This window comes from Myxacorys almedinensis A (genome assembly GCF_010091945.1).
GTDB lineage: Bacteria > Cyanobacteriota > Cyanobacteriia > Leptolyngbyales > Leptolyngbyaceae > Myxacorys > Myxacorys almedinensis.
Genome location: NZ_WVIE01000040.1, coordinates 1 through 20,746, shown reverse-complemented (window position 1 = coordinate 20,746; position 20,746 = coordinate 1). Strand labels below are relative to the sequence as shown.

26 protein-coding genes, 1 tRNA gene and 1 pseudogene are annotated in these 20,746 nt (G+C 49.3%); 14 read left to right on the top strand and 14 right to left on the bottom strand.

Going from position 1 to position 20,746, the window contains the following annotated elements:
• The first annotated feature begins 32 nt into the window (after positions 1 to 32).
• The 9 genes from GS601_RS21325 to GS601_RS21285 all read left to right on the top strand — a co-directional run bounded on the left by GS601_RS21325 (position 33) and on the right by GS601_RS21285 (position 7,783).
• Positions 33 to 1,847 (top strand): AAA family ATPase, encoded by a 1,815-nt coding sequence (locus GS601_RS21325; RefSeq protein WP_162425314.1) that lies wholly within the window; start codon positions 33 to 35, stop codon positions 1,845 to 1,847.
• Positions 1,848 to 2,125: 278 nt separating this feature from the next.
• Complete coding sequence (gene gvpA, locus GS601_RS21320; RefSeq protein WP_162425313.1) at positions 2,126 to 2,344, top strand: gas vesicle structural protein GvpA; 219 nt, start codon at positions 2,126 to 2,128, stop codon at positions 2,342 to 2,344.
• 67 nt (positions 2,345 to 2,411) lie between these two features.
• Positions 2,412 to 3,557, top strand: coding sequence for a hypothetical protein (locus GS601_RS21315; protein WP_162425312.1), 1,146 nt, complete (start codon positions 2,412 to 2,414; stop codon positions 3,555 to 3,557).
• Between the two features lie 41 nt (positions 3,558 to 3,598).
• Positions 3,599 to 4,915 carry a gas vesicle protein GvpN gene (gene gvpN, locus GS601_RS21310; RefSeq protein ID WP_162425311.1) on the top strand — a complete coding sequence of 439 codons (1,317 nt, stop codon included), beginning with the start codon at positions 3,599 to 3,601 and terminating at the stop codon, positions 4,913 to 4,915.
• Complete coding sequence (locus GS601_RS21305) at positions 4,912 to 5,334, top strand: gas vesicle protein (RefSeq protein WP_162425310.1); 423 nt, start codon at positions 4,912 to 4,914, stop codon at positions 5,332 to 5,334. The genes gvpN and GS601_RS21305 overlap by 4 nt, the downstream gene beginning before the upstream one ends.
• A gap of 285 nt (positions 5,335 to 5,619) precedes the next feature.
• The gene (locus tag GS601_RS21300; RefSeq protein WP_162425309.1) at positions 5,620 to 6,063 is read left to right on the top strand and encodes a gas vesicle protein GvpJ; all 444 of its coding nucleotides are present in this window, start codon (positions 5,620 to 5,622) and stop codon (positions 6,061 to 6,063) included.
• A 36-nt stretch (positions 6,064 to 6,099) separates the two neighbouring features.
• The gene (gvpF, locus tag GS601_RS21295) at positions 6,100 to 6,861 is read left to right on the top strand and encodes a gas vesicle protein GvpF (RefSeq protein ID WP_162425308.1); all 762 of its coding nucleotides are present in this window, start codon (positions 6,100 to 6,102) and stop codon (positions 6,859 to 6,861) included.
• Between the two features lie 13 nt (positions 6,862 to 6,874).
• Complete coding sequence (locus GS601_RS21290) at positions 6,875 to 7,117, top strand: gas vesicle protein GvpG (RefSeq protein ID WP_162425307.1); 243 nt, start codon at positions 6,875 to 6,877, stop codon at positions 7,115 to 7,117.
• A 30-nt stretch (positions 7,118 to 7,147) separates the two neighbouring features.
• The gene (locus GS601_RS21285; protein WP_162425306.1) at positions 7,148 to 7,783 is read left to right on the top strand and encodes a DUF2301 domain-containing membrane protein; all 636 of its coding nucleotides are present in this window, start codon (positions 7,148 to 7,150) and stop codon (positions 7,781 to 7,783) included.
• Between the two features lie 38 nt (positions 7,784 to 7,821).
• Here GS601_RS21285 and GS601_RS21280 read toward each other — a convergent pair whose 3' ends face one another.
• Positions 7,822 to 8,847 carry an HD domain-containing phosphohydrolase gene (locus GS601_RS21280; protein WP_162425305.1) on the bottom strand — a complete coding sequence of 342 codons (1,026 nt, stop codon included), beginning with the start codon at positions 8,845 to 8,847 and terminating at the stop codon, positions 7,822 to 7,824.
• A 459-nt stretch (positions 8,848 to 9,306) separates the two neighbouring features.
• Between GS601_RS21280 and GS601_RS21275 the strand changes: the two genes are divergently transcribed.
• On the top strand, positions 9,307 to 9,768 hold the full coding sequence (locus GS601_RS21275) for a pentapeptide repeat-containing protein (RefSeq protein WP_162425304.1): 462 nt from the start codon (positions 9,307 to 9,309) through the stop codon (positions 9,766 to 9,768).
• Positions 9,769 to 9,934: 166 nt separating this feature from the next.
• Here GS601_RS21275 and GS601_RS21270 read toward each other — a convergent pair whose 3' ends face one another.
• Both GS601_RS21270 and GS601_RS23705 read right to left on the bottom strand, forming a co-directional pair.
• Positions 9,935 to 10,900 (bottom strand): glycosyltransferase family 9 protein, encoded by a 966-nt coding sequence (locus tag GS601_RS21270; RefSeq protein ID WP_162425303.1) that lies wholly within the window; start codon positions 10,898 to 10,900, stop codon positions 9,935 to 9,937.
• Positions 10,901 to 10,960: 60 nt separating this feature from the next.
• The gene (locus GS601_RS23705) at positions 10,961 to 11,086 is read right to left on the bottom strand and encodes a hypothetical protein (protein WP_274382019.1); all 126 of its coding nucleotides are present in this window, start codon (positions 11,084 to 11,086) and stop codon (positions 10,961 to 10,963) included.
• A gap of 1 nt (position 11,087) precedes the next feature.
• Here GS601_RS23705 and ispD point away from each other — a divergent pair, with 1 nt between their 5' ends.
• On the top strand, positions 11,088 to 11,774 hold the full coding sequence (gene ispD, locus GS601_RS21265; protein ID WP_162425302.1) for a 2-C-methyl-D-erythritol 4-phosphate cytidylyltransferase: 687 nt from the start codon (positions 11,088 to 11,090) through the stop codon (positions 11,772 to 11,774).
• 68 nt (positions 11,775 to 11,842) lie between these two features.
• On the opposite strand, the gene GS601_RS21260 is transcribed toward ispD, so the two are convergent.
• Positions 11,843 to 12,910 carry a tetratricopeptide repeat protein gene (locus tag GS601_RS21260; protein ID WP_162425301.1) on the bottom strand — a complete coding sequence of 356 codons (1,068 nt, stop codon included), beginning with the start codon at positions 12,908 to 12,910 and terminating at the stop codon, positions 11,843 to 11,845.
• Between the two features lie 226 nt (positions 12,911 to 13,136).
• Here GS601_RS21260 and GS601_RS21255 point away from each other — a divergent pair, with 226 nt between their 5' ends.
• Both GS601_RS21255 and GS601_RS21250 read left to right on the top strand, forming a co-directional pair.
• Positions 13,137 to 13,463 (top strand): YbjQ family protein, encoded by a 327-nt coding sequence (locus GS601_RS21255; RefSeq protein WP_162425300.1) that lies wholly within the window; start codon positions 13,137 to 13,139, stop codon positions 13,461 to 13,463.
• 241 nt (positions 13,464 to 13,704) lie between these two features.
• On the top strand, positions 13,705 to 14,361 hold the full coding sequence (locus GS601_RS21250; RefSeq protein ID WP_162425299.1) for a hypothetical protein: 657 nt from the start codon (positions 13,705 to 13,707) through the stop codon (positions 14,359 to 14,361).
• A 245-nt stretch (positions 14,362 to 14,606) separates the two neighbouring features.
• Here the strand turns inward: GS601_RS21250 and GS601_RS21245 are convergent.
• A tRNA-Arg gene (locus GS601_RS21245) sits at positions 14,607 to 14,680 on the bottom strand.
• A 53-nt stretch (positions 14,681 to 14,733) separates the two neighbouring features.
• On the opposite strand from GS601_RS21245, the gene moaC reads away from it, so the two are divergent.
• On the top strand, positions 14,734 to 15,267 hold the full coding sequence (gene moaC / locus GS601_RS21240) for a cyclic pyranopterin monophosphate synthase MoaC (RefSeq protein WP_420800317.1): 534 nt from the start codon (positions 14,734 to 14,736) through the stop codon (positions 15,265 to 15,267).
• A 56-nt stretch (positions 15,268 to 15,323) separates the two neighbouring features.
• On the opposite strand, the gene GS601_RS21235 is transcribed toward moaC, so the two are convergent.
• From GS601_RS21235 to GS601_RS21195, 9 genes and pseudogenes are all read right to left on the bottom strand, one after another.
• Positions 15,324 to 16,058, bottom strand: coding sequence for a TMEM165/GDT1 family protein (locus GS601_RS21235; protein ID WP_202925262.1), 735 nt, complete (start codon positions 16,056 to 16,058; stop codon positions 15,324 to 15,326).
• Positions 16,059 to 16,261: 203 nt separating this feature from the next.
• The gene (locus GS601_RS21230; protein ID WP_162425298.1) at positions 16,262 to 17,215 is read right to left on the bottom strand and encodes a PhoH family protein; all 954 of its coding nucleotides are present in this window, start codon (positions 17,213 to 17,215) and stop codon (positions 16,262 to 16,264) included.
• A gap of 165 nt (positions 17,216 to 17,380) precedes the next feature.
• On the bottom strand, positions 17,381 to 17,746 hold the full coding sequence (locus GS601_RS21225) for a KH domain-containing protein (RefSeq protein WP_162425297.1): 366 nt from the start codon (positions 17,744 to 17,746) through the stop codon (positions 17,381 to 17,383).
• 24 nt (positions 17,747 to 17,770) lie between these two features.
• Positions 17,771 to 18,019, bottom strand: a complete 249-nt coding sequence (gene rpsP, locus GS601_RS21220; RefSeq protein WP_162425296.1) for a 30S ribosomal protein S16 — start codon at positions 18,017 to 18,019, stop codon at positions 17,771 to 17,773.
• A 261-nt stretch (positions 18,020 to 18,280) separates the two neighbouring features.
• On the bottom strand, positions 18,281 to 18,637 hold the full coding sequence (locus GS601_RS21215) for a pepsin/retropepsin-like aspartic protease family protein (RefSeq protein WP_238393430.1): 357 nt from the start codon (positions 18,635 to 18,637) through the stop codon (positions 18,281 to 18,283).
• Positions 18,638 to 18,692: 55 nt separating this feature from the next.
• Entirely contained in the window at positions 18,693 to 18,953 is a 261-nt protein-coding gene (locus GS601_RS21210) for a hypothetical protein (RefSeq protein WP_162425294.1), read from the bottom strand.
• Positions 18,954 to 19,051: 98 nt separating this feature from the next.
• Positions 19,052 to 19,630: a Swt1 family HEPN domain-containing protein gene (locus GS601_RS21205; protein WP_162425293.1), complete on the bottom strand. Its 579-nt coding sequence runs from the start codon at positions 19,628 to 19,630 to the stop codon at positions 19,052 to 19,054.
• Positions 19,620 to 20,309 carry a DUF5343 domain-containing protein gene (locus tag GS601_RS21200; protein ID WP_162425292.1) on the bottom strand — a complete coding sequence of 230 codons (690 nt, stop codon included), beginning with the start codon at positions 20,307 to 20,309 and terminating at the stop codon, positions 19,620 to 19,622. The genes GS601_RS21205 and GS601_RS21200 overlap by 11 nt, the downstream gene beginning before the upstream one ends.
• 106 nt (positions 20,310 to 20,415) lie before the next feature.
• Positions 20,416 to 20,746: pseudogene (locus tag GS601_RS21195) on the bottom strand (IS982 family transposase); the annotation flags it as partial.

Genomic DNA, 20,746 nt, shown 5'->3' with positions numbered 1-20,746 from the left:
GGCTACACCAACGCACCGTCTGTGGTAAGGCAATGAGTGAATTATTTAAAGGCTTTGAGCAACTAGTAGAACTGGCGAAAGCTTTGGAAGAAAAAGCAGAGAAGGGTGAACTGAAAACAGAGATTCAGATCAATAGCCGCAGTTTCAGCAGCATTCCCCGTCAGGGCAATATCCCCAATGGCGCAGGGGGCAGCCGAATGCAACCCAATTCCGCCAGTTTTGACCCAGAGGTGATGGTCACACCTCCGCCCAAACAGGAAGCTAACTCTGCGTCTCTAAAAAACGTGGGCGGGCTAGGGGATGTCCTCCAAGAGTTGCGAGAACTGGTGGAACTGCCGTTAAAGCGCCCTGATGTGTTGGCAAAGCTGGGATTAGAGCCAGTGCGGGGGGTGTTATTGGTCGGTCCACCGGGAACCGGAAAAACCTTGACAGCACGATCGCTCTCCCAAGAGTTGGGGGTGAATTATATTGCGATCGCAGGTCCCGAAATCATGGGCAAATATTACGGAGAAGCCGAAACTCGCTTGCGGGGCGTGTTTGAGAAAGCGGCAAAAGCAACTCCGTGCATTATTTTCATCGATGAAATCGATAGCCTCGCGCCCGATCGCGCCAAAGTTGAGGGCGAAGTTGAAAAGCGGGTGGTGGCGCAACTGCTGACCTTGATGGACGGATTTGCTCAATCGACCGGCGTGATCGTTCTGGCAGCCACCAATCGCCCTGATCATCTTGATCCGGCGCTGCGTCGTCCCGGACGATTTGATCGCGAAGTGCAATATCGCGTGCCCGATCGCACCGGGCGGTTAGAAATTTTGACGATTCTCACCCGTGCCATGCCGTTAGCGCAGAGCGTGGAGTTAGCTGCGATCGCAGATCTCACCGTGGGTATGGTGGGTGCCGATCTCAAAGCCGTGTGCCAAAAAGCCGCCTATGCTGCCCTGCGTCGCCATGTTCCGGTATTAACCGCCCTGTTGCCCAACGAGATGACCCTAGAGCAAACCGACTTCCTCCATGCCCTCAAAGAGGTGAAACCTTCCGTTTTGCGTTCGGTAGAGGTCGAATCGCCCCACGTTTCTTGGGATCAAATCGGCGGGCTAGATGACATCAAGCGCACCCTGCAAGAAGCGGTAGAAGGCGCATTATTGTATCCCGAACTCTATCAGCAAACGGGGGCAAAAGCACCACGGGGCATTCTGCTTTGGGGAGCGCCCGGAACCGGAAAAACGCTGCTTGCCAAAGCCGTTGCCGCCCAAGCGCGAGCAAATTTTATTGCAGTCAATGGTCCGGAATTGCTCAGTCGTTGGGTAGGCGCAGCAGAACAAGCCGTGCGCGAGTTATTTACCAAAGCTCGCCAAGCCTCTCCCTGCGTTGTGTTTATGGATGAAGTGGATACCCTGGCTCCGATCCGGGGAAAATTTAACGGCGATTCTGGGATCAGCGATCGCGTTGTCGGTCAACTGCTCACCGAACTCGACGGATTGCAGGAGTGTACCAATGTCTTGCTCATCGCCGCTACCAACCGCCCTGATGCTCTTGATCCTGCCTTGCTCAGAGCCGGACGCCTAGATCTTCAACTGAAAGTAGACTTGCCCGACGAACAGAGTCGCTGTGCAATTTTACGAGTGCATAACTGCGATCGCCCTCTCCGAGATGTTGACTTCTCGCGTTGGGCAGCCCAAACCGAAGGCTGGAACGGCGCAGATCTAGCGCTTCTCAGCAATCAAGCCGCCCTACAAGCCGTGCGTCGCTATCGCGCTGGGGGGCAAACTGATCCTTCTACTGTAGATATCACGACAGACGACTTTACCCTGGCTTATCAAACGTTGCTCAACCAACGCCCATCAACATAATTTCTCCCTCTCCGGTCTTAGTAGATGATCAATGTTGAGTCGAGGGGGAGGGAGGGAGAGAGGGAGAGACCGCGATTCTAGAAGCATCACACAGCTAGCCTCTCAGACCCGTAAATTTGCGAGTGTGGTTTCGCCCCCATCCTGTAGATTCCGTATTTGCGCTAACAAGATCTCGATTCTAAGCGGTTCATCTTAAGGGGGGAAGCCGAAACCTCCGAAACGAGTCTAACGCCGATCTTCGGCGACCTGTTAACCAAACTGTTCAAGGAATAACACTCATGGCTGTTGAAAAAGTAAACTCTTCTTCTAGCTTGGCAGAAGTCGTCGATCGCATTCTTGACAAAGGCATCGTGATTGATGCTTGGGTGCGCGTGTCGCTCGTTGGGATCGAACTGCTCGCGATCGAAGCCCGTGTCGTGATCGCATCCGTCGAGACTTACTTGAAGTACGCAGAAGCAGTCGGTCTGACCTCTCAAGCGGCTGTTCCATCTGCCTAAGAATTTTGCGACTGGGGAGTTATGTCAATTCCCCAGTTGTTAACCATGTATGCAACCTGTAGTTTTTATGATAACTCTTAAACAGTTTTGGCAACACTCGCGGCAGCACCGGCAGCAACAGGTGATACAACGTCGTCAGGAGGTTTATTCAATGTTAGAAACAATGCATAAACAGCGTCAAGAAGAAGCCTCGCAGCTTAACGGCGATCTCAGTTTATTTCGAGATTGTTTAACAAGTGATGTTGCATCCTGCCGTCAGCAGTTTCAACGCTATCGAACTGAGTTACGGAATCGCACTCGATCATTTTTAGGGAAAACCCGCGATCGCAGACAAACCCAAGCCCAGACCGTTGCAGAACAGTTAACTGCCTTTGTTGCCGACCTTCAAGCGCAAACGGCAGAGTTTTTGGCGGTGACTCAGACTGAGCGAGAACTAATGGTGCATCAGTTGATGTATGACTTAGCGGCATTTCGGGCGGTTTTGGCGCAAGCCTCTGCTGCCCTCCATCACACGATTCAAGCCGATATTCAGACTCTTCACACTGAGACTTTCTTGCTCCTTGAAGCCGCACATCAACGGCGGGTTGAGATGCAGCTTCAGACAAACCAAGATTTAGCCACATTTGTCGAGCAGATACGTTCCGATGTTCAATGCTCTTTGGCGAATTTGTCGATGGAGCGTCAGGCAAGAGCAGCAGCGATCGCGACGTTTTTATACCAAAGCGAGGGCGATCGCCAAGAACAGTTTCAACGGCTATCTGATCGGTTGGCAGCGTTTCGCTCTCATCTCAAACAGTACGTTTGGGATGAATCCCCTGCTTCTAGGTTTCAGTCAGACTCTCCTAAAACTGAGCTACCCTCTCAAGGGTTCGCAAAACCGGCACACCAAACGCCAGGATTTCCCGTTCAAGCCTCTAAACCGCTTCTGCCAACCTCTCCAAACGCTGAAAAACAATTGGCTCAGCCCGGTCAACCCAAGGTTTCCACTGCGCCCCTCAATGCCACTGCGATCGCGCCTTCAGAAGAAAAAATTCACGAGGAACGCATTTTTCAATACATCGACCTGATGCAAGGCGCGCGGCTAACGGAAATTGAATCATCGCTTAATATGAGTCGGTTTCAGGCAGTCGAAGCGCTGCGATCGCTGATCCAAAAGGGCATGATCACCCAGCGCGATCGCGTGTATCACATTCGAGATGAGATTGGTTGTTAAGTCGGTTGCTTAGTTAAGACGTTACCCAGGAATGACTCATTGTGACTACTGTTCTCCGTGCAAGCCCCCGTCGGTTCGTCAGTACTCCTCCGGTTGAACGGCTCGCCCGTCGAGCGCTACGCTATCTTCAATCTGGTTTTTCAGTGCATCTACGCGGACCTGCTGGCACAGGTAAAACAACGCTAGCCCTGCATTTAGCCGATTTGCTAGCTCGCCCAATGATGCTGATTTACGGCGATGACGAGTCGAGAAGCTCGGATTTAATTGGCGCACAATCGGGTTACACGCGCAAAAAAGTAGTGGATAACTTCATCCACAGCGTGGTTAAGGTTGAGGATGAACTGAAGCACAACTGGGTCGATTCGCGACTAACGATGGCGTGTCGGGAAGGCTTCACCCTAGTGTACGACGAGTTCAACCGCTCGCGCCCAGAAGTTAACAATGTTCTCCTCTCAGCCCTTGAAGAAAAGCTGCTGGTGCTGCCGCCAACGAGCAACCAGACGGAATACGTTCGCGTCAATTCAAATTTTCGGGCGATCTTAACTTCAAATTCTGAGGAGTATTGCGGCGTTCATGGCACGCAAGATGCGCTGATGGATCGGTTAGTCACCATCATCATGCCAGAACCCGACGAACTGACTCAGCAAGAAATTTTGATTCAAAAAACGAGCCTCGATCGCGCCAGTGCTTCCCTGATTGTGCAACTCGTGAGTACCTTCCGTACCCAGTCAGGTCTTGTCAAATCATCGGGCTTGCGCTCTAGCGTTGTCATTGCAAAGGTTTGTCAAGAACACAATATTTTGGTGTCTCCTGACGATACTGACTTCCGCGAAATCTGCTCAGATGTGTTGCTTTCACGATCAGGATTGCCATTTCATAAAGCAACAGAATTATTATGGCAACTCATCAGTGCCTTAAAAACTAATGAATCTGCTGAGCAAGCAAACGAGAATGCTAAAAGCAATATTCCTTCTGTCGCAATAGAAGCTCTTACAGATAAGACCGAGATCGATTTTGAGGAAATCACTGAATCTAAACAAATAGAGTCTTTTAGACAAGAGTCTAACGTTGAAAGATCAATAGAGCTAACGCTAAATGAGCAGCTTAGTGAGCTTTTGAAAGAAATTCCTACAACTCAAGATGAATCGCAAGAAGGCGATTTTCAAAATTCTGAAGAACAACGTATTTATCAATATCTTACCCATACTGATGGAGCAGGACTATCAGATCTTGAGAGTGAGTTTTCAATGTCTCGCACTCAGGTTTTAGACACCATCCGGAGCATGACACGTAGCGGTCAGGTGACCCACCGCGATCGCAAGTTCTTTGCCGTCGTTCGCTCCGAGGTTAAAGCATGAACTTAGCTCTACCACCGAGAGGAAGCGCCTCTCAAGGGCATGACGCGCCACCCACCTCTAGAGGCATCGTTACCTCCACCCAAGGTTCATCCCTAGCCGATGTCTTAGAGCGCGTGCTAGACAAAGGAATTGTGATCGCGGGAGATATTTCTGTTTCCGTTGCCTCAACCGAGTTATTAAATATCCGCATTCGGCTGTTAATTTCTTCAGTCGATAAAGCGAGAGAAATTGGCATTAACTGGTGGGAAAACAATCCCCACTTTAGCGCTCAATCTAAGGAACTAACCGAGACCAATCGCCTGCTGCTAGAACGAGTCGAATCTTTGGAATCAGAACTAAAATCTCTCCGCCAAGCCTCAGTCCGAGACCTGCCCAACTCTACATCCGACTCGCTGGACTTGTTGCTAAAGGATCTTTGACTGATGCTAACCCTCAATTTCCTCAGAGAAAACGGTTGGGGAGGTCTTCGACCAAATTGATTTTTCACGGCGACAACTCCTCGACCCTCCCTGCCTACAGTATCCCCCTTGGGTCAGGAAGGACTTTCCGGCTCCCCGCTTTACTAAGGAGGGGTTGGGGGAGGTCGCAGGTCTCTAGCATTTACAGATTAATTTGGTATTCGACCCGCTTCGTGAAGAAAGCAAATCATCCTTGCCGCTAGCAACGCCCATTTTTTTCGTTATCCTACTGCCCCCTCCTAACTCGTGTCTTCCAAACCTTCTCTCCCCACAAAAGCTCGTCCCGACACTGGTTTAGCGCCCCTGCTGCTGACTGTTGTTGAACTTGTCCGGCAACTAATGGAGGCGCAAGTCATTCGCCGCATGGATGAGGGCTATCTCACCGACGACGACATCGATCGCGCGGCCGAAAGCTTGCAAAAGCTGGAAGAACAAGTGTTGCACCTCTGCAATTTTTTTGAAATTGACCCCGCCGATTTGAATGTCAACCTTGGTGAAGTGGGCACTCTATTACCCAAAGCTGGCAGCTACTATCCGGGCAAAGCGTCGTCTAGCCCCTCGATTTTAGAACTACTCGATCGGTTGCTCAATACAGGTGTCGTCCTTCAAGGCAACGTCGATTTAGGTCTCGCTCAGCTAGATCTAGTTCACGCAAAACTTCAGCTAGTTCTTACGGCAAAGCCGATTTAATCGCCCTCTCTGCACTTTCCTCTAGCCCCCTGACCTATGACTTACGGACTTTATCTCTACGGCATTTTTCCCGCCCCCGGACCCAAAACCCTCGACCTAGAAGGGCTAGATCAGCAGCCTGTGCAAACTCAGGTCATTGACCAATTCGCCATTCTTTATTCGGCGGCGCAGCAAGAACGCTATCTAGCCAGTCGGCGTAATTTGTTAGGTCACGAGAAGGTGCTAGAGCAGGCAATGCACGCAGGTTATCGAACGCTGTTGCCGCTTCAGTTTGGCTTGACCATCGAAACTTGGGAAACGGTCTCAAACCAGTTACTTGAGCCGTACCATCAGAGCCTTGAGCATTTATTTGAAAAACTATCAGGGCAGCGAGAAGTCAGCGTCAAGCTATTTTGGGACAGTGCGGCGGAACTGCAAACCTTGATGGCAGAAGATGCAGCGTTGCGATCGCAGCGCGATTTTTTTGAAAGCTTGCGGAGCGATCGCGCGGACGGAAAATCGCTCCGCATGGATGAGATTGTTCGGATTGGGCAAGCGATCGAAAAGGCAATGAGCGATCGAAAGCAGACGATTATTCAAGCCTTCCGAGAAACGCTCGCGCCCCTTGCGGCTGAGTCTGTTGAGAATGATGTGCTTACCGAACAGATGATTTACAACGCGGCATATCTCATTGATTGGGATGCAGAATCTGAGTTCAGTCAACACATCGAAGCTCTAGATCACCAGTTTGAAGGACGGCTAAAAATTCGCTACAACGATTTCACCGCCCCCTACAACTTTGCTCACCTAAACTCTTAAACCCCTTACTTCTATGGTTCTTCGCGCCCTTTTTGCCCCCATTACCGGACTCGCCTGGATTGCCGAACAGATCCAAGAACGCGCCGATTCTGAATTAGATGATCAGGAAAATTTGAATAAGCGCTTGCTCGTCTTGCAGTTAGCGTTTGATATGGGAGATATTGCCGAAGACGAATTTGAGCAGCAAGAAGAAGAATTGTTGTTGGCAATTCAAGCTCTAGCCGATGAAGCGCATCTTGCCGCAGGGGTGCAGTAGGATCAAGCTGTAGAGTTGAGATCGAGCGTCATGTTATCTCAAACGGCTGAGCCAATCGTGTATCAAGGACAATTTGGAGAATTCACAGTAGATGAGGGCGATCGCAAAGGCGTCATCATTTACCGAGGCGGGCTGATGGTGGCGGCATTAAGCGTTGCAACTGCGGCGCTGCTTGTCTTTTTTCAGCCTTCTGCCATCGCTATCACAGCGCTGTACTGGCTCTTTTGGGCAGCGTTGGGCGTAAGTTTGTTCACCATTCATATCTACTTTGCGCCTTTGCATCGGGCATTGCAAGCCTTTTGGTTAATCGGCGGTCTAGCGTCTCTAGGGCTAACGTTGCACAGTTCAGTACCGCTTGCCTTGTATGTATTTGATCATGCGATCGCGGTTCTTGGCGTCGGGTTTACGTTTGCCGCGCTAACTGGGATTTTCTTCAAAGAAGCATTTTGTTTCGATCGCTTAGAAACTAAATTACTCACGCCGATCGTTCCCGGTCTGCTCTTGGGACACCTTGGCGGCATATTGACCACCCAGTGGGAACAACGATTATTGGGTGCTTGGGCTGTCCTATTCTTGATCTTTGCCGTCCGGAAAGTAATTCAGCCGATTCCCCCAGATATTGGCGATAAAAGCGTGTTTGACTATCTTCGTACGCACAAAGCCTGAGGCAAACGGGTGAGCCTGCTCTTCAAATCGGCGTCCTCTTAATGCCCTGCCCTTACATATTTCTTAAACCAATTCGGCGGAAAGACCGAATATTCTATTTTGGCGTCTTGAATAAACTCGCTGAAACTCGCAAACAGTTCAGGATTACGCCATCCACGCTGCACTTCTTCTGCCAGCATCTCAAGAGCATCTTTCGGCAAAAAGGCTTTTTTATAGGGACGCTCGCTCGTTAACGCATCATAGATATCGATGATTTGAAAAACTTGCGCTAAAAACGGAATGTTGTGATCTATCAGCCCATCCGGATAGCCGGAGCCGTTCCAGCGTTCGTGGTGGTGGCGAATAATCGGCAATACCCCGCGCATTGTCCGTAAAGGCGAGCAGATTTGTTCGCCGATCAGAACATGCTGTTTCATAATCTCCCATTCTTCGAGCGTGAGCCGTCCTTGCTTGAGCAAGACTGAATCCGGAATCCCAACCTTACCAATATCGTGAAGATAACCGCCCCACATCAGGTCGCGAATTTCCGATCGCGCCAATCCTAAAAACTCGCCGAAGGCTTGTCCTTGGGCAACAAGACGCTCACAATGGTCGCCCGTATTCGGGTCGCGGCTTTCAACCGTGCGCGCGATCGAAAATAAAACTTGCTCAGCATGGTCAAGATCCTCATTCAAACGCTTCTGCCGAATCAACGATTTGACCCGTGCCGAGAGTTCTAATTGATCAAAGGGTTTTGTCAAAAAATCGTCACCCCCTGCCTCAATGCCGCGCAGCCGCGCTCGGCGATCGTCTAAGGCAGTCACAAATACGATCGGCGTTAGTCGCGTCTGTTCATCGTCTTTAAGACGGCGACATACTTCATACCCATCCATTCCGGGCATCATGACATCAAGCAGAACCAGATCGGGCTTTGTTTTTAGGACGTGCGCCAAAGCTGAATCGCCGCTCTCTGCCTCAATTACGTCGTATCCTTCGACCGAAAGAAGGGCAACAGCCGTCATGCGGCTAGATGGATGGTCATCAACCACAAGGATTTTGGGTCGCTCCAAGTCCAGGTTATTCACGGCGCGAAAAAACCTAAATTATTGAACGCAAGCTATAGATTGATAAGAGCTTAAATAAGTAGAAACTACTTGAAGAACGGTAGAGTTGAGTAAGGAAGACATCCCTGTCTGCCGTAACATTCTTGTCTCAGTATGGGCAAATGTTAGAGCAAATTAATCAGGTTTTTTACGGAGAATCTAGAAATATTTCACAAGAGTAAGCGTGCGGAGACGCTGTGTTTTCACACTATGTTAATTGTTACTAAAACCCCTTCTTTCCGGCGAAAAGGTTGTGAGAATATTAAAAATTGAACGTATATTAATACACGATCAAGGTTGTTATTCACACTCCGTAATTCATGCCCATAGGAGGACGCTAACCAACGATTTTTTAAGTAATCTGGAATTAATTAAACATTGTGTGTAGAAACATACGACTTCAGATTAAGGCTGAAGCCGATTGAGAGGAGGATTAGGACTATGAAAAAGTTGATACCCGTTGCTACTTTTGCTGCTTTTGCGATCGCTCCACAGTTTTCCCTTGGGGTAACCGCTCTACCTGCCCAAGCATCAAATCCTCAGCATGTGCAACAACTGTTGAGAACTGGTCAATGTCCAAATTGCGATTTGGAAGGGGCAAACCTCAGTGGTGCCCATTTGATTGGTGCGGATTTGCGGAATGCTAATTTGCAAGGGGCAAACCTTGTTGGAACCAATTTTGAAGGGGCTGATTTAACAGGGGCAAACTTGAAAGATGCGAACTTAACCGATGCATTTGCTACAAACGCAATCTTAAATGAATCGAACATGATGAATGCGAATCTCTCCAGTATTCGTATGTATAACGCTCAGACTTTTGGAGCGAATTTAGAGGGTGTGAATATTCAAAATGCAGAAGTGTATAACAGTGGAATCGCTGTAGGTGGCGGGGAGAAGAGATAAGCTCTCTGTCCAAAAACTTACCTCATTGCAAAAATAGACGTATAAAAATAGGTGTGCGGAGACGTTCTAATAGGGCTTCTGCACCCCTATTTTAGCGATCGCTTATCTAATGTTTTGCTTGTGGCAACCGGCTCAGCGTGTACTAGCAAGATGGCGATCGAGCACCTTAGCCGCCCCAGACCCGATCGAGCACCATCGTTGGTGCAATATCTGCGATCGCGCCGGTCAACGATTTAATGCTTGAAACCCGTTCACTCTTGGGCAAAAGTCTATCAGGATCAGTTGCTCCAAACAACGCAAGTGTGAACGTTTGAGCCGCAATTCCTAGATGCATCGGCGCGCTCTCGGTACAGAGCAGCAGGCTAGCTCCGGCAATCATGGCTACAAGCTGTCCAACATTATGGGGAGCCGTCAGCTTTAACCCAGGGCACACATTCATCAATTCGGCGATAAATTCTTCGTCTTCTGATTCTTTCACAACCACAATAGATAAATCAGGCTGGCGCTGCTGAAAATCTTGAACAATCTTTTTCCAGTTTTCAGCCGGGTAGGTTTTGTCAGCACCCTTCATCTGAGAGGTCTGACTTACGCCGCCATAAATTAGCACATAACCGCCGCCCTGAATGCCAAGTCTTTGGCGCTCTGCATCTGCCCACTCTAGATCCTTGGTTGGAACGCTGACGGCAAGTTCAGGGGTAGGCGTCTTGATATCTAACCCTTTCAGCAAGTCATGATACATATCTGCTGCATACTGCTCTTGTTTGAGGGGCACTGTGCGAGTGAGCAACGCTTCTGAAGCGGCATTTCCGGCATAGCCGATCCGAGTGTCAATTCCGGCAAGCCACAAAAGAAAGCCCATACCCCAACGCTGACTTGGAGAAAGGGCGATAGCATACTCGCGATCGCGGATCACGCCCAACAAGTTTCCCCAATCGGCTAAGCTGTTGCTGCCCTCAAAATCAAACAAAATTGTATCACTGACCGTTTTAGAAACACGGTAAGCGGCTTTTGCTCTCGGTTCTATAACCACATCGATTTGAGCTTCTGGATAATGCTGTTTCAGATCGTCCAGCGTGGGGAAAAAGAGGATCTGATCGTCCATTCCACCCGGTACAAGAGCAAGAATTCTCATAACTAATTTCTTTACGCTTCTTTACGCTTATCCGCTCTTTATTGTAGGAGAAATACCGTCTCAACTGACCAAAAGGTGAATGACTCCGTTTAGAATGACCCCGTTTAGATTGTAGAGTTGAGTGGCAATCGGCGATCGCAACTGCAAACTACTGCAAACTACTTTCAAGGTCAGGTGAGGAGACATTGTGCACTTATTGATTCCCGCAGCCGGTTCAGGGCGTCGGATGGGCAGCAGCCGAAATAAACTTCTGCTTGATTTGCTGGGCAAACCACTGATCGCATGGACGCTTTTGGCGGCAGAAGCGTCGCCAACCATCGAGCAGATTGGCATCATTGGGCAAGCGGAAGATTGGAAAGCCTTTGACGCGATCGCAACTTCGCTCAACCTCTCTAAACCTGTGGAGTTTATCCAAGGAGGAGCCACCCGCCAAGAGTCAGTCTACAACGGTTTACAGAGCTTACCCCGTTACACAGAACACGTTTTAATCCACGATGGTGCGCGATGTTTAGCAACTCCTGACTTATTTGATCGCTGTGCTGACGTGCTAATTAGCTGCGATGGCTTGATTGCAGCCATTCCGGTGAAGGACACGATCAAAGTGGTGGATGCGGTGGGCGTGATCCAACATACGCCGGAGCGATCGCGGCTCTGGGCAGCCCAAACGCCTCAGGGTTTCTCGGTGCCGTTGCTGAAAAAGTGCCACGACCAAGGCAAGCAAAACGGCTGGGAAGTCACCGATGATGCGGCATTGTTTGAGCAGTGCGGTTTAGCCGTACACATTGTTGAGGGTGAAGAGACCAATTTGAAAGTAACGACTCCGGTTGATCTCGCGATCGCAGAATTTATCTTGCGGCAACGATTGGGATCATGAGGCTTCGATGGCTCGCCCTAAACCGATGTTCTACTTGCGTTTTATTCATCGCGATCTCTGGGGCGGTTTTAGGATTGGGTCAATTCTTGGAGGGCGGTTTCCACGGTTTTCGCCTCATCAGAGCGTCCTTGCTGCTGGTACAACTGTTGTGCTGTCTGGAGTGCCTCGATCGCTTCTGCCGTGCGATCGCGCATCTTCAAAACTTGACCAAGCTGATAGTGGGCGTGGGCATGGGTGGGCAAAAGGCGAATCACTTCCCGATAGGCGAGGAGCGATCGCATCGTTTCGTTTTGCTCGAATGCCAAATCGCCCAAAGCAAGCTGAGCCTCGGCTAAATCGGGGCTAACCGTCGCCGCTTTTTGGTAAGCCGCCATCGCCCCTTGAACGTCGCCCATGTCTCTCAACACGCTGCCAAGGTGCAACTGGAGCTTGCCATTTCTAGGATCAAGCTGTGCCGCTTGGTTAAACGCCGCCAATGCCGCCTGCTGATCCCCTTGGGTTAGCCGCGCCACCCCCAACCCAAAGTGAATGCTACTCCGGCGGGAATCTAATGTTGCGGCTGTTTGCAGGGCTGAGATTCCTGCGTCTATGTTGCCTTGCTGGAGATAAAGCAACCCGATCGCTTCTTGGGCTTCGGCATGCTTAGGCTCAATCCTTAGCAACTGCTGGTAGCTTGCGATCGCAAGGTCAAAATGGTCTCGACGCGCTAGCACAGTGCCTAAGCCTAAATAGGCACTAATATGTTTTGGATCTCGCTCAATCACCCGGCGGTAGGAGGTTGCGGCTGCCTCATCATCGCCTAAGTTTGCCAAACTAAACCCCAAGGCATACTCAAAATCTACATTGTTCCGATCAAGTGCGATCGCTTGGCGGTAGGCTGCCACTGCTTCTTGAAAGTTGCCCTTTTGTGCCTGAACATAGCCGATCCCAGAAAAAATTCGAGGGTTTTTGCCATCTAAAACCGCCGCCTTCTGAAATGCATCAAGCGCTCCTGCCCAATCTTTCGTGTCTACTAGCTTCCGACCCTGCTCAACGAGCGCGTTAAGGTCTTGAATGGCATTAGACGATGGGGCAGAGGTTATCGTTTCATCCAAAGTCTGAGCTTGAGTCTGAGCTTGACCTCCTTGAGATGACAAGGCAACACAGCCCACAATCAAAACTCTGCTAACAACCCCCCTAAAAGCGGCTGATCGGAGCAATTTCTTCAGACTAAGGCTTGGTGGCAGTGGCTCTATCATGCAAGATATCCAAGAGGGTTTCATGACAATTTGTTAACTATGGTTACCATATTTTCGACCCTTACTTCAAGCGAGCGACTATATTTTCAGCCCCAAATTCTTTCAGCGGTTTAAGGAGAAGATAATGATTTTAACAACCACTGACGTAGTGCAAAATGCCGAGATCGAAGCCTATCTAGGGATTGTCACGGCTGAGGTTGTCTACGGTAGCAATGCCTTAAGAGATTTTTTCGCGGGTATTCGAGACATCATTGGTGGACGAACGGGGGCTTACGAGCGAGTGTTTGAACGGGGGCAGCGCGATGCCATGGCTGAGCTAGAAAAGCGTGCTCAACAGCTAGGGGCAAATGCTGTGATTGGAATTGAAATTGATACTGGCACAATTAATATTGATCAGTCGGGAGTGCTGTTGCTGATTACGGCAACGGGGACAGCCGTTAGGCTTCGTTGACAAGCCCTGAAGATGCTAATTCTACTTTTTGTGATGCCCTTACTTTAGAATTTCAGTCGTTTCTTTTTCGTTACAAATCTTTCTGTAAGCGCAATTTTAACCGCTATCTCTGACCAACGACAGACTAGGCATTTCATTGATGTTCACCTGCTGATAGATATATTTAGCGATGACAAATTTTAGAGTGATGCCAAGTCTAGATTTTTTGAATAAAGACTATCGTTTTTGGGAGCTATTTCACATGGCATATACTAATCGACCGGTTTCTGAGCAGGCTGCACTAGTTCAACCCGTGGCTGACTACCACGATCGCGTTCGTTGGGGTCCGATTATTTCTGGTTTGTTCGTTGCACTGGTGTCTCAATTGATCCTCAGCGCTTTGGGTGCAGCGATCGGGGCAACTACGATCGCTGGCTCTGGTGCACCAAGAACCGAGACACCTGATGTGGCAAACGCGGTCGGAATCTGGTCTATCATCAGCTTGCTGATTTCACTATTTATCGGTAGCTGGGTTATGGCTCGTGCGTGCGGTCCAATGAACCGGAGCACAGCGCTACTAAATGCTGCAATTTTGTGGGCAACAACCCTAGCTCTTAGTGCCTACCTGTTGGCAAGTGGTGTAACTGGAGCGTTTGGAGTCATAGCCGCAAATGCAGGTGCCGTAGCCAATCAAGTCATTCCAGAGGGTGGAGCTACTGTTCCCAATGTAACGCCTCCTAATGTGACTGCACAGCAGGCTCGTGACATTGCGAGCAATACTGCAACTGCGGGTTGGTCGTTTGTGCTGGGTTCGTTGTTAGGATTGGTGGCTTCATTGATTGGTGGGGCTGTAGGGGCACGCACCCCTCGCACTGTTCAAACGAACGATCGCCCTGTTTACACTGAGCCGAATCGCTAACCTTTAGCATCAGACTGTTGGGCATTGCTGAATGGGAGTATGAGTCTCGACTTCGACCTCACCCTAGCCCTATCCTGGTTGGGAGAGGGAAAAGGAGATTTAACTCCCTGCTCCGCGAGGAGAGCGGCTTACCCTTGCGTTCAGCAATGCCAACTGTCGCTCTTCTTCCCTTTGCTCGGCAAGGGGTTTTGTGTGTTTAAAGCAAATAAGAGGATATACATTTTTAGTACATCCTCTTATGATGACGGGCTAGGAGGGATTCGAACCCCCGACACCGTGGTCCGTAGCCACGTGCTCTAGTCCACTGAGCTACAAGCCCCTGCTCTTGACTAGAAATCTATACTATCACAGGTCATGGGGGGATACAAATTTTTGAGCGTTGATTTTATGGAAAACTGCCCAACTTCTCCCTCTCTGTCTCATCTTGATGCCAAGGGGCACGCCCAGATGGTAGACGTTTCAGCGAAAGAGCAGACCGTTCGGACGGCGATCGCACGCTGCCAAGTCCGCATGTTGCCGGAAACGATGAGCGCGATCGCAAAGGGCAACGCGCCCAAAGGAGATGTGTTGGCAACAGCACGACTCGCAGGCATTATGGCAGCTAAACAAACAGCGAACCTGATTCCGCTTTGCCATCCCTTACCGCTTCAGAAAATTGACGTCTCGATCACGCCCGCCCCAGCTTTACCGGGCTACATCATTCGATCAGAGGTGAAAACAAGAGCAGAAACGGGCGTTGAAATGGAGGCACTCACGGCAGTATCGGTTGCGGCACTGACGCTGTACGATATGGCAAAAGCCCTAGAGAAATCTATTCAAATCGAACAAATTTGCTTGCTGAGCAAAACAGGCGGCAAATCTGGCGATTATCAAGCTGCGATCGTAGACCTAGAAGAGCCAGGATGATCGTGAGTTGAGCCTTTCGGAAGAACCGATCAGGCTGTCACTTTTTGAAAAGGCTGTCATCCCTCTAGCCATGCCACGATCGCAAACACCAAAAACAGAATGCCGCCGATCGCTGTGATCGTTCGTTCGGAAATGTGTTTGGCGATCAACCGTCCACCCATTACCGCAATCAGCGCACAAATGGTGTGACCTGCGATCGCGCCTGCCGTTACCCCAATCGGGTTGCTAGTTGCAGCTAGGGTAATTGTGGCAAACTGGGTGCGATCGCCCCATTCTCCGACAAAAATTAGCGCAAAGGCTTCTAAACAGATGGCAAACGGTGTTTTTTTGGTTAGTTTTGCCTCTGCCTCTGCCACGGCTTCCATCGCTTCCTGTTCAGCATCAGACGTGCAGGTTGCCAAGGCGTCATCCGATGCCAAGGATTTGTCGTGGCACTCAACCCGCATTCTAGCTGCATCGTAAAGTAACTTGAAGCCGAAACCCAGAAACAACGTAACCTCAGCAAAATGTGTCCACTGTTTGGGCAAGAGCGCTACGGTTTTACCAAGCAGCACCGAGAGGATCGTCATCGCTGCTAGGGCCGCGATCGTGCCGATTAAGACATAGCGCCGAGTGTGCCGCATGGCTAAACACATGGCGATGAAAAAAGTTTTATCACCCAATTCGCTGACGGTGATGAGCAGTAGCCCTGCTGTAAAAGCTGTTAACACGTTCTCAAGCTCCTCAAGAGTGGCGTTGTGAAGCCTTGAGTGAGCTTGATGGGGGCAAAGCGCTTCACCAAGCCCACCCATAGGTAGACTTCGTGAAGGTCTCGCTTACAAATCAAAAAGGTCTCAATCTGTCACCTGAACCAGGCTAATCGCCAGTATGTTGATTCAGATGGGCTGGATGATCCAGCAGCTACTCCCCTTCAAATATGTCTGAATTATACATGGATCATTCGCCCTTTTTGTTGCGGCGGGATAGTTTGTGATCAGCTTGCCTTGACAGCGTTTTACTTCTCATAATGTTCATACGCTTCTACAATGCGCTGCACGAGAGGATGGCGCACAACATCAGACTTGGTGAAATTGCAAAACGCGATGCCATCTGTCGATCGCAAAATCCGTTCGGCTACTGCTAACCCAGAATTTTGATGAGACGGCAAATCTGTTTGCGTTAGGTCTCCCGTCACCACCATCTTGGATTTAAATCCGATTCGCGTCAGCAACATTTTCATTTGTGCTGGCGTTGTATTTTGTGCTTCGTCGATAATCACGAACGCATTATTTAAGGTGCGACCCCGCATGTAAGCGATCGGGGCAACTTCAATGACGCCCCGTTCCATTAGCCCAGCTATCTTTTCGGGGTCAACAAATTCATACAAAGCATCGTAGAGCGGGCGCAGATAAGGATTGACTTTTTGCTGCAAGTCTCCGGGCAAGAACCCTAGTTTCTCCCCTGCTTCAACGGCTGGGCGGGTTAAAATCAGCCGTTCATACTGGTTGTCGAGCAGGGCTTGCACCGCCATAACTGCGGCAAGATACGTTTTTCCGGTTCCAGCAGGACCGATGCAAAACGTGAGATCGTGCTTGCGAATGGACTGAATGTAGTTTTTCTGACGGAAGGTTTTAGCTCGGATCACTTCCCCGCGCCGAGTCCGTGCTAAGACGTCGGTTTGCAGATCGTGCAGGGCATCTTGCTGATGAGTATTTAACGCCTGCTGCGCCGTCAAAATATCTGCGCTGTCGATCGCTTTTCCCTGCGTCCAATAGTGTTGCAGCGAGTACACCAACTGCTGCGATCGCTCGATCTGACTTGTTGTTCCTGAAATTCGTAATTCTCGCCCGCGCAGAACTAGCTTTGCGCCGGTTTGCCCTCCGATGGTTTTGAGGTTTGATTCTTGAACTCCGGCAAGTGCGATCGCGCTTTCATCACTGGGCAATTGAAGAGTAACCGTTTCGCTCATGAAGAGAAGGTAAAAGGGATGAATCTTGAGAGTGAATGCTTGGATGCTAGTTTAGCCTCACCCTCCTAGCATCCATCATTTCACAGTCCAAACAGTTAAATAAACTAAAGGCATCTGAACCGTATCGCATCCAGATGCCTTTGCACATTAAAATCAGGTGCCATGTCAACGCGCTTCACCTTGCACAGGTTTAGAAGGGCGAGGCTTGGGCGCATTGCTAGAGCGAGGGCGCGACTCTTGCCCTGCCCCTTCATCTGCCTGCTGCCCACCATAGATTTCAAGATTTGCAGTCTGCCCTGCTGCTTTTGCTACCCCATTGAGCACGGCTCGAACGGCTTGGATGTTGCGCCCTCCTCGACCAAACACCCGCCCTTTGTCCGCCCCTTCAAACGCCAACCGCACCCAAATTCGGGAGCCATCTGCGCAGGTTTCACAGTCGATCCGCAGGGCTTCGGGCGAATCCAGAAAAGGCTGCATTAGAAAGCGCGTTAAGTCGGCGTAGCTGGGCTGCGTCTGTCGAGGGTGGGTCATAGGACGGCGCTAATGATAAAGGGTCTAGGCGTTTACTTGCTCAAAAACGTTGGCTTTTTTGAGAATGCTCCGAACGGTTTCAGTAGGTTGTGCGCCTTTTTGAAGCCAATCGACGATCGCAGGCACATCTAGCCGTACTTCATCGCTTCTAGGGTTATAAAATCCCACTTCGGCTAGGGGGCGACCATCACGGCGGGTGGTGCTTTGCATCGCGACGATGCGGTAGCTGACCTCGCGCTTTTTGCCGAATCGTTTTAATCGCAGTTTGACCATGCTAGGAACGTGAACTCCTTACGGATTACAAGGTTTTGACAAAAGTTTCCAAGTTAACAATGATATCACAGGCTGAATCTTAGATGCGATCGCTAAAGTTGAAGCCTTGGAGCGATCGCATCTAAAACTTAACTTTGGCTTTCAGGTCTGACGAGCTAACGGCTAAGTTGAGCGGCGGCGAGAGAACTAGAACGTAGCGCGAAGACTCTCTACCGTCCGCTCCACTGTGTTGTTAGGCTGCTGGCTGCGTGGCTACCAACTTCACCCATCCTTCAGGCAAATCTCAAAAGCCAACTCGTGCCGATAGAAACACACATTGAATTCTGCAAAGAAGTTCATGTGACCCAGAATTACAGGCGTATCCCTCATTTCCGTCCAAGCAAATCCAAGTAAAACTGAAGGGAACTGTGCGATCGTACCCGCTACAACTAAACCGCGTGAATCACTTCGCGCCAGATTGCCACTCAAAGGAATCGAAATCGTCTGGTTTTCCCAGACTGCACCTAGCTGTAGACCGATCTCGTAGGGCAGAACGTTGACACTCGCACCTGTATCCAGCAACGCTGTCACTTCTAGAGAGCGATCGCCCAGCGTGAGAGCTAAAGGGACATACGGCATGATCATTGATCGTCCAAGACTATCAATTCGTTCAGTGAAAGAGTAGCGTTGTCCATTAAGCATTGGATGCTTCCTTTGCCGCAACCAAAAGATCTGACAATGCTTGAACAGATGCGCTATCGGTTTGAGGCGACCAGACTACGGCTTCAATGGATGTAAGTTGCTGGAGCAGCGTATTCTCCGGATTAGAAACTTCTGTTGGTTCTAGGTTGCATCCTTCTTCTTTCGCAACAGCTAGAAGGAGAAAATGGATAAGTCGCAGCTTATCTTGATGAGATAACTGATCAACGGTCGGCAACACTTCGCTGAGTGACATATTGGTTGTTCCAGAGAATACGCTTCTCTATTATATGTTTGATTCTGCTGTTAGGCTCAGGGTATATGTTGTGCTGTCACTGTTAACAAATATTACTATCAACTCTGAATCCGAAACCAGTCCTTAATCAACAGTTTAAGGCGGTCAATTTCGTCTTCACTTAAATCATTACTATGTGCAATAACATTCCTAATAAGATTAAACTGAGTCAGAACTTGTTGCATGGCTCTCTGACTACGAATTGTATCCGAAAAGTCTGACCAATTCGCATTTAGGATGTCGATTAGTTCACCAAAGTTTGTATAACATAGAGGGTCATCTGACCTTATCGACATCGGGGTATCTTTTTCCTTTGAAACACCGTTCTTGACCCCGTTAGGAACCTTATCTTCCCACCAATTCAGCCCATATTTTTCCTGCAAACGACCAGAGATAAGGCGGCGAATTGTATTCTCTAAGCTGTAGTACAAAACATAAAAATCCGCCATTATTTTTGCTTGGGAAATAATATCGACCTCAAACAACTCAGTATCAACTACAACAACATCTTTCTTGAATGAATTAGAGCGACCCAAATCAATACCATCTTGCTCAAGGCGAGCAAGATCGGCCTCCACCATCAGATTCTGCATTCCGAAAATTTTTAAGGCATCTGACAAGCCACGATTAGTCTTCATATAAAATATTCTCCTTCAAGCTCTTGAAAATTGCATTGAATACTTCAACATCAGTAGTTGCAGGTAAATTCAGATTGATTGTGTACGAAATACCAAAATTAGTTTGACGCACTTTGTGAGAAGGCATTTTTACTTCTAGATGCTGCTCTGACTCAATCCTCTGAGATGGCTCTGGAGTCAATCTTTGGTTCTCTACTTCTCCATTTGAAAAATCAGCTAATTTTCTTAGCTCTAAAAAAGTTGGGGCAACATCACGTATATTTCGATCATCGTCTCCCGCGCCAGTTAGAATTCTCAATTTAGAGACGAGTTCTTCCTTCCCTAGCTCATGAGCATACTCATGCGTCTGATACATATCGGAATAAGCCAATCTCAGTTGCTGAGCCATTACCTTCTGGGACTTTGTACTGTCGCGATATTGACGATATGCTTCAGTAGGTACATTTGCTTGGTCTACGAATCCAAGCTTCTTCAAAAGAGGTATGAGGGCACGATGACTTGATGATTTCATACCAAGAACGGATGTCATGAAATCTTGGGTAAATTTAGGCGGCACAGCGGCTTGGCAGATCTTGCTGAACAGTTCGCTAATGGAACCATAACCACTGATGTAAGGAGGATAGTTGATTGGAGGACGAGTTCTCCTTTTTGCTTCGTTCTCTTCTTTTTCCCTAGTCACCCAAGTTGCGAGTTAAGCAAGCGAGGAAAGCCGCGCGCAGATGGGCACAGAGAAACGGCGCAGCCATGACTGCCCTTCTGGGATAAACTGAATTGCGCTGCTTGCGCTAGGAGATAAAAGCTGATTCAAGTGTCAGGGTGAGGATGAAAGTCGCAAGTTTGAGCAGAAAGCCATCCAGCGTCACCGCATGAATCGACTTGGGAAAGCGCAGTGTGATTTGGCTGACGACCGTTTCAATGTGATGGCGAGTGGTTTGTTTGATGTACGCTAAAGCAGGCGAATCAGGACGAGTAGAATTGCGCTTGCGAACGACCTGCAAGACAATACCATCGGTGTCGCGCAAGTCATCTTCGGCTTGATAGTCGGTGTAGGCGGCATCACCGTAGACTTCAGCATTCTCAGGTAGAGATAAAGGCAAGGCATTCAGTCCGCGTACA